Annotated in this window: 10 protein-coding genes; 5 read left to right on the top strand and 5 right to left on the bottom strand. The window is 40.3% G+C overall.

The window, feature by feature from the left end:
* The first annotated feature begins 88 nt into the window (after window positions 1–88).
* From K1I44_RS07620 to K1I44_RS07635, 4 genes are all read left to right on the top strand, one after another.
* The gene (locus K1I44_RS07620; protein ID WP_003395580.1) at window positions 89–1,639 is read left to right on the top strand and encodes a fatty acid--CoA ligase family protein; all 1,551 of its coding nucleotides are present in this window, start codon (window positions 89–91) and stop codon (window positions 1,637–1,639) included.
* 113 nt (window positions 1,640–1,752) lie between these two features.
* On the top strand, window positions 1,753–2,733 hold the full coding sequence (locus tag K1I44_RS07625; protein WP_003395578.1) for an ABC transporter substrate-binding protein: 981 nt from the start codon (window positions 1,753–1,755) through the stop codon (window positions 2,731–2,733).
* Window positions 2,734–2,750: 17 nt separating this feature from the next.
* Complete coding sequence (locus tag K1I44_RS07630) at window positions 2,751–3,725, top strand: ABC transporter permease (RefSeq protein WP_035044820.1); 975 nt, start codon at window positions 2,751–2,753, stop codon at window positions 3,723–3,725.
* Window positions 3,691–4,485: an ABC transporter ATP-binding protein gene (locus K1I44_RS07635; RefSeq protein WP_219985791.1), complete on the top strand. Its 795-nt coding sequence runs from the start codon at window positions 3,691–3,693 to the stop codon at window positions 4,483–4,485. The genes K1I44_RS07630 and K1I44_RS07635 overlap by 35 nt, the downstream gene beginning before the upstream one ends.
* A gap of 13 nt (window positions 4,486–4,498) precedes the next feature.
* Here the strand turns inward: K1I44_RS07635 and K1I44_RS07640 are convergent, their stop codons facing one another.
* From K1I44_RS07640 to K1I44_RS07655, 4 genes are all read right to left on the bottom strand, one after another.
* On the bottom strand, window positions 4,499–6,874 hold the full coding sequence (locus K1I44_RS07640; protein WP_370627971.1) for an EAL domain-containing protein: 2,376 nt from the start codon (window positions 6,872–6,874) through the stop codon (window positions 4,499–4,501).
* A gap of 74 nt (window positions 6,875–6,948) precedes the next feature.
* Window positions 6,949–8,169 carry an EAL and HDOD domain-containing protein gene (locus K1I44_RS07645; protein ID WP_219985783.1) on the bottom strand — a complete coding sequence of 407 codons (1,221 nt, stop codon included), beginning with the start codon at window positions 8,167–8,169 and terminating at the stop codon, window positions 6,949–6,951.
* Between the two features lie 22 nt (window positions 8,170–8,191).
* Window positions 8,192–8,752: a response regulator transcription factor gene (locus K1I44_RS07650; protein ID WP_219985784.1), complete on the bottom strand. Its 561-nt coding sequence runs from the start codon at window positions 8,750–8,752 to the stop codon at window positions 8,192–8,194.
* A gap of 46 nt (window positions 8,753–8,798) precedes the next feature.
* Window positions 8,799–9,881, bottom strand: coding sequence for an HD-GYP domain-containing protein (locus tag K1I44_RS07655; protein WP_255573300.1), 1,083 nt, complete (start codon window positions 9,879–9,881; stop codon window positions 8,799–8,801).
* Window positions 9,882–10,290: 409 nt separating this feature from the next.
* On the opposite strand from K1I44_RS07655, the gene K1I44_RS07660 reads away from it, so the two are divergent.
* Window positions 10,291–10,653, top strand: coding sequence for a helix-turn-helix domain-containing protein (locus tag K1I44_RS07660; RefSeq protein WP_219985786.1), 363 nt, complete (start codon window positions 10,291–10,293; stop codon window positions 10,651–10,653).
* A gap of 33 nt (window positions 10,654–10,686) precedes the next feature.
* Here the strand turns inward: K1I44_RS07660 and K1I44_RS07665 are convergent, their stop codons facing one another.
* Window positions 10,687–12,621 carry a methyl-accepting chemotaxis protein gene (locus tag K1I44_RS07665; RefSeq protein ID WP_255573301.1) on the bottom strand — a complete coding sequence of 645 codons (1,935 nt, stop codon included), beginning with the start codon at window positions 12,619–12,621 and terminating at the stop codon, window positions 10,687–10,689.
* Window positions 12,622–12,798: the final 177 nt, after the last annotated feature.

The following is a 12,798-nucleotide window of genomic DNA, read 5'->3' on the forward strand; positions in this document are numbered from 1 at the left end:
GTTTTTTTATTTTAAAATATAATACATTTAGAATTTTTTTAATTTTAAAATGAATGACTATTCATTCATTAAGAGGGGTGGGGAGAAAATGAATTTAGTTTCACGGTTAGAACAAATCGCATCGCAAAAGCCGGACAAGCGAGCATATGTGTTTGAAACAACTGAGGCGACGTATGGCGAGTTGAACGGAGCAGTTATGAAGTTTGCGAGCGGTCTAGCAAAGCTCGGGGTGAACAAAGGGGATCATGTGGCGTTGTTATTAGGCAATTCGCCATATTTTGTCGTCAGTTTGTACGGGGCGATGCGCGCCGGGGCGACGGTCATTCCAATCAATCCGATTTATACGCCCGATGAAATTCATTACATTTTAACAAACGGTGATGTGAAAGTAGTAATTGCGCTCGATCTCGTCATTCCGACATTGATGAAGCTTGACGGACGCTTGCCGAGCGTCGAGCATATCATTATTTGCGAAACGCCGCAAGGAAAAGAACATGGCATCGTTTTGCCTGAAAAAATGAAATCGTTTACAACGGTGTTAGCGACAGGTGAAGTTCCGTTTTTCGGTCCGGCGCTCCATGACGACGATGTAGCAGTTATTTTATACACATCGGGGACGACGGGAAAACCGAAAGGGGCGATGTTGACGCATAAAAATCTTTACAGCAACGCTCAAGATGTGGCTGATTACTTAAAAATAAACGAGGATGACCGCGTCATTGCGACGTTGCCGATGTTTCATGTCTTTTGTTTAACGGTGGCGCTCAATGCACCGCTTATGAATGGCGGAACGGTGCTTATTCTTCCAAAGTTTAGTCCCGGAGACGTATTCCGAATCGCAAGCGAGCAAAAGGCGACCGTTTTTGCTGGGGTGCCGACGATGTACAACTTTTTATATCAATATCCAGACGGAAAGGCAGAACATTTTTCGCACATTCGTCTATGCATTTCCGGTGGGGCATCGATGCCTGTAGCACTATTGAAAAATTTCGAGAAAAAGTTTCAAGTGATCGTTTCTGAAGGGTATGGACTTTCAGAAGCGTCGCCAGTTACATGTTTTAATCCGCTCGATCGTCCGCGTAAACCGGGCTCGATTGGAACGAGCATTATAAACGTCGAAAATAAAATTGTGAACGAATTAGGTGAAGAAGTGCCGGTCGGCGAAGTAGGTGAACTGATCGTACGCGGACCGAACGTGATGAAAGGATATTATAAAATGCCGGAAGAAACGGCGCATACGATTCGAGACGGTTGGCTATATACGGGCGACTTAGCAAAAATGGATGAGGAAGGATATTTTTATATTGTCGATCGGAAAAAAGATATGATTATCGTCGGTGGGTATAACGTATATCCACGTGAAGTGGAAGAAGTATTGTACAGCCATCCAGATGTTGTTGAAGCGGCTGTCATTGGCGTCCCTGATCCGAATTTTGGTGAAGCGGTGAAATGTTATGTTGTGAGCAAAAATAAACAGTTGACCGAACAACAGCTCATCGCGTATTGCAGCGAGCATTTAGCGAAATATAAAGTACCAAGTTCAATTGAATTTTTAGATGAATTGCCAAAAAATACGACAGGAAAAATTTTAAGACGGGCGTTAAAAGAACAAGTCGTCTCTCAAAGCGGTGCACAATAAGCACCGTTTTATTTTTTTTACAAAAGTTTTAAGAATTTGCTTGATATTTAGAAAATATATTTGTATAATTTAACGCATAAAAGCGAAACAGCGTAAAAGTGAGGGGGATAAAAATGAAATGGTTGAATATGTGTGGAGCATTGTTGCTTGCAGGAAGCGTGCTTGCAGGATGCTCTGGGGAGAAAACGGCAAACGATGCAGACGGAGACAAAACGTACAAAATTGGCGTGACGCAAATTGTTGAACATCCATCGCTCGATGCGGCGTTTAACGGGTTTAAAAAGGCGCTTGAAGATAAAGGATTAAAAGTGGAATACGACGTGCAAATTGCGCAAGGGGATATGAACAATAATCAAACGATCGCAAACAACTTCGTCGCGGATGGAGTCGATTTAATTTTCGCGAACTCAACACCGAGTGCGCTCGGAGCGTTAAATGCAACGAAAGACATTCCGATCGTTTTTACGTCAGTAACTGATCCGGTTGGGGCGAAGCTTGTGCAATCGATGGAAAATCCGGGTGGCAATGTAACAGGAACGACAGATACGCATCCAGATGCGATTCCGAAAACGGTGCAGTTTATTGACCAATTTGTTAATGGAAATCGCGTCGGTATGATTTACAATGCCGGCGAGCAAAACTCGGTTGCGCAAATTGATGCGGTGAAAAAGGCGATGGAAGGCACGGATTTAACGATTGTACCAGTTTCTGTATCGACATCGGCAGAAGTGAAACAAGCAGCTGAATCGCTCGTTGGCAAAGTTGATTGTTTTTATGTCATTACGGATAATACCGTCGTCTCAGCGCTTGAGTCGGTCATTCAAGTGGCGAATGATCAAAATGTACCGCTTTTCGTTGGTGAGTTAGACTCGGTAAAACGTGGTGGTTTTGCGGCGTACGGCTTTGACTACTACGATATCGGTTATGAAGCAGGCGTGATGGCAGCTGACATTTTAGAAGGAAAGAAAAAACCGTCCGAACTTCCAGTGCAATATCCGCAAAAGTTAAAGCTTGTCATCAATAAAAAAGCGGCGCAAGAGATGGGTGTGGAATGGAGAAGCGAATGGGATAGCATGGCGGAATTCATTGAATAACGTAAAGGATGGATCGTATGATTACAGCATTGTTTAGTTCTGTAGAAGCAGGATTGTTATATGCGCTAATGGCGCTTGGTGTATATATATCGTTTCGAATTTTAGATTTTCCCGATTTGACGGTCGACGGAAGTTTTGTGACGGGAGCAGCTGTTGCTTCCGTCTTCATCGTCGGCGGCGTCCACCCGTTTGTTGCATCGCTTGCGGCGATTGGTGCCGGCTTTTTAGCAGGGTGCGCAACCGGTCTTTTGCATACGAAAGGAAAAATTAATCCGTTGTTGTCCGGTATTTTAATGATGATCGCTTTATATTCAATCAACTTGCGTATTATGGGGAAACCGAACATTCCTCTTTTGCAGCAAGAAACTGTGATGACGATGGTGACAGCTCAATTTCAACGAGTGGATGCAGCGCTAGCGACGATCGTTCCGTTCGCTCCGAAAACATGGGCGGTTATCGTTTTTGGAACGTTGTTAGTAGTGATCGTTAAAGTCGTTATTGACTTGTTTTTAAAAACGGAAGTCGGGTTAGCATTACGAGCAGTCGGCGACAATAAAAAAATGATTGCTAGTTTTTCAGGCAATACAGACCGTTTAACGATTTTAGGTCTAGGGTTGTCGAATGCGCTCGTTGCGTTTTCAGGCGCGCTTATTGCACAATATAGCGGATTTAGCGACATTGGCATGGGCATTGGAATGATCGTGATTGGCTTAGCGTCAGTCATTATCGGGGAGGCGCTATTTGGCGCTAAAACGATCGTGCGAGCGACGCTAGCTGTTATTTTAGGAGCGATCATCTATCGCATCGTGATTACGCTAGCGTTACGTGTCCAATTTTTAGAGACGGGCGATGTGAAGCTCATTACAGCATGTATCGTCATTTTAGCGCTTGTCGTTCCGCAAATGGTGGCAGCGCGTGCGGAAAAACAGCGAAAAGCAAGAAAGCGAGGTGCGGCTGTTGCTTCAACTCAAGCAGATTACGAAAGTGTTTAACGAAGGAACGCTCGATGAGAAAGTAGCGCTAAAACATATCGAACTTTCGCTTCAGCCGGGAGATTTTGTTACAATTATCGGCAGCAACGGGGCTGGGAAATCGACGTTAATGAACATCATTTCTGGCCGTCTTTCTCCGGATACAGGTGAAGTCATCATTGACGGAAAACATGTGACGACGATGAGCGAACATGATCGAGCTCGTTATATCGGTCGTGTTTTTCAAGACCCGATGGCAGGAACTGCGCCAAATATGACGATCGAGGAAAACTTAGCGATCGCTTATAACCGAACAGAAAAGCGGACGCTTCGTTTCGGTGTGACGAAAAAGCGACGCGAATTTTTTAAAGAAACGCTCGCTTCGCTTCAACTCGGATTAGAAAATCGTCTCCATGCAAAAGTCGGTTTGTTATCTGGCGGGGAACGACAAGCGTTATCGTTGCTTATGGCGACGTTTACGAAACCGCATGTGTTGTTGCTTGATGAACATACGGCAGCGCTAGACCCAGCACGCGCCCAACTCATTACTGATTTAACGAAACAAATTGTTGAACAACATCGCCTTACGACGTTAATGGTGACGCATAATATGGAACAAGCTGTCCAATTAGGCAATCGACTTATTATGATGGACGCCGGACAAATCATTTTTGAAGCAAGTGGAGAAGAAAAGAAAAAACTGACTGTCGAAAAGCTTTTACAAGAGTTTCAACGCATTCGCGGCAGTCAGTTCGCGAGCGATCGCGCCGTGCTTGCATAAAAAAATCCCCGGGTTACATCGGGGATTTTAATGTGTGAACGATTTGTCGTAATGATGCGATCGTGTTTGGTAGTTGTTCAAGCGATATCGGTCGGCTAAAGTAAAAACCTTGTAGTTGTTCGCACTGTTTTTCGATTAAAAATTGCGCTTGTTGTTCCGTTTCAACACCTTCAGCTGTGACGGTCAACCCTAGATTGTGCGCCAAGGAAATAATGGCGCTCACAATTTCTTTACTTTTTTCATTATTGACGATGTTTTGAATAAATGAACGGTCGATTTTTACTTCATCAATTGGAAAGCGATTTAAATATTCAAGCGATGAGTAGCTGACGCCAAAGTCATCTACCGCAATAGAAAAGCCGAGCTTTTTTAAACGTTCTAACGTCGTTACGACGCGCTCAGGGTTTTTAATAATTGTCGTTTCTGTAATTTCAAAAATAAAGCAAGAGGCATCGCAATGTTCTTGTTGCAAAATATGTTGAATATCTTCAACGAGCTGCTCGTCTAAAAATTGTTTTGCCGATAAGTTGATGGCGATTTTCATACATCCTGTGGCACTTTGGCGTAAGAAGGAAAGATCGCGACACGCTTGACGCAACACCCATTTCCCGATATCGTAAATGACGTTCGTTTCTTCTGCGATTGGAATAAATTCGGCTGGACTAACAAATCCAAATTGTGGATGTTTCCAGCGAACGAGTGCTTCCACGCTGCATGATCGGGCGTGGACATTGACTTTTGGCTGATAGAGTAAAAAAAGCTCTTCGTTTTCTACAGCTAACGGAAGGGCGTTTTCAAGCTGAATTTTTCTGGCAAAAGCGTTTGACATATGCGGTTCGTATCGCTTAACGATATTCGTTCCTTCCATTTTCGCAAAATATAGTGCCTTCTCTGCGTTGTTCAACAACGTTTCCGCACATAATTGGGCGTCGTATGCGTAGCTTATCCCGATATGAATGCCGATTCGAATCGGTTGGTGGTCGATCACATATGTTTCTTGAAGAGCTTCTTTAATTACGTCGGCAAGTTCAATGACTTCCTTTTGTGTTCCATATGAAAGGGCAACTGAAAATTGATCGCCGTTTATTCGCGTCCATATCGCCTTACAATGAATCGCTTCATGAAGACGTAGACCGATTTGTTTTAATAGCTCGTTTCCGTTTTCATAGCCGAGGAAACTGTTGATAAATTTAAATTGGTACACGTCAATTAAAAGAACAGCTACACCCTCGTATGATAAAAGAAGCTCGGTCAATTTTTCGATAAATTGTTCTCTTTCTAAATATGTTTCTTTTTGTTGTTTGAGCGCAATCGGTTCGATTGGTTTAATGATCATTAACTCAGCCCGTTCTTCTTCGTATGGAAATGGGAGTACACCAATTTGTACGGGGATCGTTTCTCCGTCTAGAGCTGTGATGGTTGTTTGTTTATTCGTATGAATGAATTGGTGAATGGGCTTGTTTTTCACATCGTCCAATGTTGATGCCTTGAGCGTATGGAGAGCAATCGGATTGGCGTACGTCAGGCGCTCGTTCGTACACATAATAATTGCCTCTGGGAAAGCCTCAACAATATGACGGTGCAATTTTTCGCTTCGGTTTAACTGCTTTTGCGTTTGAATGAGGTCTGTAATATTTAAAAGGCTAGCAAAACCAGCGATAATTTTTCTGTTTTTATCTAACAATGGTGAAGCGTTCACCGAAACGTATATCGTTTCATTATGTTTCGTTTTCATCGTTAAACGAATCGTTTGTAACGGCTTTCCTTCGCCTAATCGTTCTAACGTTTGTTCGATATTTTCTTTATGCACAGGAATGACATCGAAAAGCGTTTTGCCGACTACTTCTTCTTTTTGCATACCAAATAAACGTTCCATTTCGTGATTCACACGAATAATACGTCCGCATAAGTCAAATAAAATAAAAGCTTCTTGAGAGTACGTAAATAAAGAATCAATCAATTGATTCGCTTCTTCTAACTGCTCTTCTTTTTGTAGCATATCGGTAATTTCACGCGTGCATGCGACGATATAGGAGACTTTATTGTTGTCGTCTAAAATAGGGATTAATGTAGATTCCGCAAAACGTATCCCTTCTACGTTCATGCGATCGCGAAATGTAATGAGCGATTTTGTTTGCGTCGCTTTCGTATATTGTTCATTTAAATGGTTTGCGACGTGATGATCATATATATCTTCGATGCATTTTCCGATATCTTTTTCCGTTAAGCTCGCTAAATGGAGAGCGGTGGGACTGACGCGCTCATAGCGAAAGCGCGGACCTTCTTCGACTTTCATTAAAAATACAATATCGAATAATTGATCCATAATGTAAAACAAAAATTGCTCATTTGTAAAAAACATATGTGACGTAGGCGGATGGTTCTCCACTTCGAGCACCTCCTTTTATATAGAAAAATAGAATATATGTCTATTATTGTCGAAAGATGTTGATTTTTCAATACTTATAAGTTTGCCCATTCACTTTGCATTTGCACGATCCATTCGATGCTTTTTTGATAGATAGCGAATGCTTCGGCGATAGGAATGTTTAGCACGTTCGCCCATTGCTGCGTTTGCTCAGTATTGTTTGTTTCAAGCGAGAGAACGAGTTCAAACAAGGGAGAATACAGCGGATGCCGTCCTTCTAATGCTTGTTGAATGTTTTCATCGACATGCAACTCTTCCAATACGTCATGCAAAGGCCGATCTAGTAGTAGATGCAAGGAAGAACAGATGCCCATAAAAAACAGTATCTCTTTTTCATCATCTAAACCAATAAGATAAGCAAGTTGTTCAAGTGTTTTTGCTCTTAGTAGGCTGTTGACAATCACCTCATTTTTAAACGGCTCGTTCGGCTTTTGAAATGTGAGAACGGTCAACCAGCTTTTTAAATGATTTGTTCCAAGTAAAATCGCCGCATGACGAATCGATTTAATTTTTGGGAAAGAAGATAAGAAAAACGAATTTACTGTTTTGAGTAAACGATAAGTTAATGAAGGATCGTGTTCAATCGCTTCAACAAGTTCTTCAAAGTTTAATTCATTTTTATTTAATTGTTTTAACAAAGAGAAATGAGAAGCATACGACATTTTTGGAAGTGATTTCTCTTTCACAACAATTGGCTTACTAAAAAAATATCCTTGGAAATATACGAATCCGTTTCGCATTGCCTCGGCTAATTGTTCGCTCGTTTCAATTTTCTCTGCAAGTAAATGAATATGATGAGATTTAATGACAGAATCGTATAGCTTATAATTATTGGATTGAGAAAAATCGACCTTAATAATATCAATATAAGGAAATAAAGGAACGTATTGATCTGAAAAGATGAAATCATCTAACGCAATCATATATCCTTCTTTCTTTAACTCTTTGCAAATTTGTAAGAGCTCATATGAATATGGAATCGTTTCAAGTATTTCAACGACGATTAAATTTTTTGGAAAATGAAACGGAATTCGCTTTTTTAATAACGTTTCTGTGAAGTTAATGAAACACCGCGTTCCGTTCGTTAACTTGTCAATTCCAATGTTCATAAAGCTATTGATTAGCACGTCCATTGTCGCTCTATTTCCGTCTAACGCGTTATAAAAGTTTTTTTCTCCACTTCGGTAAAACAATTCATAAGCAACGACTTCGTAATTTTTGTTAAAGATAGGTTGTCTTCCTACAAAAATATCCATGATGCTCCCCCGAATGACAAAATTATAAAAGATGACTGAACTTTGCGATTAACTGCGAACGACGTTTGACGTCCAGTTTTTGAAACACATGGTTAATATGATTTTTAATCGTATGTTTGCTTAAAACAAGTTCGTCTGCAATTTCTTGATTGCTGTATCCTTTTAGTAAAAGGAAAAATATTTGTCTTTCTCTCTCTGATAGTTGTTCAATTTCTTGGGCGAGTTGTTGCTCGCTATATTTTTTTTGAACGATAAGCGTAAGTATTTCAATTAAGCATTCAACGCACATGTGATTGTCTGAATGGTATGGATGAGAAATAAGCAGACGGACAAAACCATGTTTTGTGCTCGTTGGAATGGGATAAACGATCCATGCCGTTGAATCGTAATGTACTATAGTCGTTTCTGACATACTAAAAATATGTCGTTTAATCATAGATTCATTTTTATAAAACAAATATTTTACATCTTCTGATGAGTAGCTTGAGAAAATGAACGAGTCGTTTAAAACGAGCACGATCGGTCGGTTGATTTGTTGTTCAAAACAACAAATGGTCGTTTTAAATAAGTTTGTACAGTCCAATGAAGTTTCTCCTTTCTATAGGCAAGAAAAAAGCGACTCGAAGGATTTAGCTTCTTATCGCTATATTAACATATTTGTTATTTTTTGTTAATAATAGGTTTATCACATTCACAACTTTGTCATCCCACTTTGTCCCACTTTCTTTTAATAGATTTTCCATCGCTTCCATTTTACTTTTACTTTTTCGGTACGGCCTAGATGAGGTCATCGCATCAAATGCATCTACAGCTGATATGATTTTTGCTAGCAAAGGGATCTCATCTTGTTTCAAACGGTTCGGATATCCTGTTCCATCCACATGTTCTTTATGAAATCGAATGGCGTTTAGCAAATCTTCGTTGTCCGACTTTAACATCATTTTCGCTATAAAGTAGCTAATATTCGGATATTGTTGAATAAATGAAAATTCATCTTTAGATAAAGGTTCTTTTTTTAATAAAATATAGATAGGTATACCTATTTTTCCAATGTCGTGAAGAAGGGCAGCTTGATACAAGCTATGTAGCTGATGATCGTTAAGACCGAGATATTCACCAATTCTCAAACAATAATTTGCAACGCGATGAGAATGTTCAACAATGTACCGATATTCATCATTTTCCCGTCCAATTGTATGCAACAGCAAAAAAATTTGTTTTGTTCGGTCGTTATATGCATTGAACGTGTGAACGAGAGAGGAAAATTCGTCAATATAAACGTTCGGAATATAGTCGTCCGCGATTTTTTGCTGCAAAGAATCAATCGTGCGCGTGATATGCTTCGCTGTCACATAACTAACGAAAAAGTAAAACATTATCAAAGCTACTAAAAAAAGAATGGAGGAGTACAAAAAAACATCGCTCGCTTCGCTATTTGCTTGAATAAACGAGTGATACACGCTCAATATGTACATAAAGGAGATCGAAACGACGCCTACTCCATAATGAATTAGTTTTTTAACATGCGATAAATACAAAAAATCGGTTGCAAGCAAGGCGCTTCGATGTCCGTATGATAAAAAGTCATATACGTCATGCTGAATCACTTTATATAAAGTTTTAGTTGTTATATGAAAAAGAATCGCATGCCATATTCCGTACAGAAAGCTTGCTGTAAGCAAGTGAGCGATTGGAATATGTATCCAAAACAAGATAAACAAAAACAACAAAAAACAATATGCAACGGCATGTATGACTCTTAAAGGGAGTTGTTTTAACGCACACATATATTTATACACGTCATGCTCATTTTTTTTCTTTTTATAGGACACGATTTTCCTAGTGTATTTTAAAAATACAGAAAAGAATGAAAGGCTAACGATGAGCCATGAGATGACGATGTAAAAAGTTTTAGAAACATTTGTGTATATTAAAAAGCACATGATCGACGTATAACAACATATGACCCACGCGCTGATGGTACGTTTTGCACGAGCATAAACGTCCATGAATCCACCGCCTTGTTATGATTACGTAAAACGAAGAAAGGTTTGTTTGATTACCATTATAGTTTCTTTTTAGGAACTTTTCAATGAGAAAATTCCAAAAAAGAAACAAAACATGAAGGGAATGGTGAATGTGAATGATATAAAAGCGATCATTAGTGAGAGAATTAAGCAACGTTTAAAACAACTCAATTTAAAGCAAAAAGATTTAGTAGAACAAACCGGTCAGTCTAAGAGCACGATTAATAAAATTGTTAATGGGACGGTAACCCCGCGTGTAGATTTGCTTATTCCGATCAGTAGAGTACTAGATGTATCTATCGATTGGCTAGTTGCAAATGAAAAGGAAGTGGAACATAGAGGGAAAATGGAAGAGGAAATTATAAATATGTTGCGACAAGTGGATGAAAAGAAAAAAGTATATATTTATTTTCTAGTTTTGTATATTTTAGTATTGATAAATGATAAAAAAAAGTAGAAAAACGATATTGATCGTCAAAAAGGAGTCCCGTTATTTTTGGGACTCCAAAGTAAAGCGCTGGATCAATTGTTGTAGTTGCTCCGCAATACGAGCGAGCTGCTTGGCGGATGCATCAAGCTGTTTAGAAATATTCGCTTGTTCATCGACTGAACGCGTCGCCTGAACGATTTCTGCTTGTACATCTTTAGCCGTTTCAACAATGTTTTCAAGCGAAGCGGTCACTTGTTCCACGCCAGCTGACATTTGTTCTGTTGCCGCTGATATTTCTTGAATTTCTTCCGATACGACATCTGTTTTTTGGACAATTCGTTCGAAAGCTTGCGCAGTGTTCGTAATGATCGCGCTGCCTTCTTTTATATCTTCCGCTCCTTGTTTTGTGACTTCTGACACTTCCTTCACTTGGTGTTGGACATGCCCGATGAGTTCGCTTACTTGTTTCGCTGCTTCATCTGCTTGTTCAGCTAACTTTCGCACTTCTTCAGCAACAACTGCAAAGCCTTTTCCTGCTTCTCCAGCACGTGCTGCTTCAATCGCTGCATTTAATGCGAGCAAATTCGTTTGCGATGAAATCGCGCTAATTGCTGCAACAATATGACCAATTTGTTCAGAATACGATGTTAAATGTTCGACTTGCTTAGCGATCATTGTAAAAGACCGCTCGATTTGATTCATTTGTTGTACCGTTTGTTCAAGCTGTTCTTTCCCTTGTTGCGCTTCTTCGGACATCTCTTTTGCTGAGTCTGCCACTTCGGAGGTCGATTCAGCTAATTTTTGAACGCCTATCGCCATCTCCTCCATTGCTTTCATACTTTCAAGCATCGCTTCCGTTTGAGAAGTTGTCCGCTCCGTAATTTCGTTCATGACCTCATGAATATACGCGCTCGTGTCGCTATTTTGCTTCGCGTTTTCGGTAACGTGGGCCGCTTCTGTTGTCAACTGCATACTTTCTGCTGATAACGTGCGAATTTGTTCTCTTAGTTGTTCCACCATCTTTTTTATTGCTTTCGTTAACGTTCCAATTTCATCGTTATTTTTTAAAATATCGACGTGAACGTTCAATTTTCCTTCTGCTACTTGCTGGGCGACAAGCGCTGTTTTGCGGACAGGGAGCAAAATGCGTCGAAGCGTTACTGTCATAAAGACAATAAGCAATAAGACGGCAACAATGACGCCGACTGCTCCTTCTATCGCCAACGTTTTTATTTGGCTAAACAACGTATTAGAAGGAACGGATAAAACGATAGCCCATGTTTTTTCAAACTGTGCAAGATGAACGGGAGCAATCCCTCGAAACACTTCTTGTTTTATAAGATTAGAATATACTGTATCTGAAAAAGATTCCCCATTGGCGATGCGCTTCAATATCGTTTTTTGTTCGTCCATTGTAATTGTTTGTCCGATAAACTTTTCCCCTAAGCCGCTTGCAATGATCGTTCCGTTGCCATCAATAAAATTAAAATACCCCCCAAGCGGTTTTTGTTCACGAATGAGTTGTTGCAAAAACGAGACATCAAAATCAACCCCAACGATGCCTAAAAATTCGTTCGTTTTCGGATCGATCAGCGGCAAAATGAGCGACGTAAGCAGCACGTCCTTTCCGTTGACTGCGTACGTGTAAGGCTCAAGAAGCAAAGGTTTTTTTGTCTCCTTCGGCACTAAGTAATAATCGCCATCCCCTGCTTTGTCGTAGTCACGGCTTGCTTCTACAATAATTTTTCCATCGCTTCGAACGACGTACGGCACGAATCGACCTGTCTCATCATGGCCATCTTTATTGACGTATTCCTCATCTTTCTGATCAAGGGCGTTTGGCTCCCATAACGTATAAATGCCGAGCAATTCGTTATTGCGTTTGAGTAAGTCGTGCATATGTTCTAGCACTTGCTCGCGTGTCAATTGATGGCTTTTAGCAAACAACATATATTGTCCGAAATCATTGGCAACAGCTTCCGCGTGCCGAAACATTCCTTCAATTTTGTTGGCGTATGATTTCGTTTCAGCTACTGCATATTTTTCGTATGAGTAAAATGTTTGTGGGAGAAAAAAAGACAGGTTCCTGATTTGGTATAATAAGGAACCTGTCAGATATGTAAGCAAAATAGATGAAAAACGGGCTCTCCTCCTGGTAAGGTAGTAAGTGCA

The organism is Anoxybacillus sp. ST4 (assembly GCF_019448545.1).
Classification (GTDB): domain Bacteria; phylum Bacillota; class Bacilli; order Bacillales; family Anoxybacillaceae; genus Anoxybacillus; species Anoxybacillus pushchinoensis.

Coding starts and splice junctions, on each gene's coding strand:
- K1I44_RS07625 (WP_003395578.1), top strand. CDS start 1,753: ATGAAATGGTTGAATATGTGTGGAGCATTGTTGCTTGCAGGAAGCGTG.
- K1I44_RS07660 (WP_219985786.1), top strand. CDS start 10,291: ATGAAGGGAATGGTGAATGTGAATGATATAAAAGCGATCATTAGTGAG.
- K1I44_RS07620 (WP_003395580.1), top strand. CDS start 89: ATGAATTTAGTTTCACGGTTAGAACAAATCGCATCGCAAAAGCCGGAC.
- K1I44_RS07630 (WP_035044820.1), top strand. CDS start 2,751: ATGATTACAGCATTGTTTAGTTCTGTAGAAGCAGGATTGTTATATGCG.
- K1I44_RS07645 (WP_219985783.1), bottom strand. CDS start 8,169: ATGGATATTTTTGTAGGAAGACAACCTATCTTTAACAAAAATTACGAA.
- K1I44_RS07665 (WP_255573301.1), bottom strand. CDS start 12,621: ATGTTTCGGCACGCGGAAGCTGTTGCCAATGATTTCGGACAATATATG.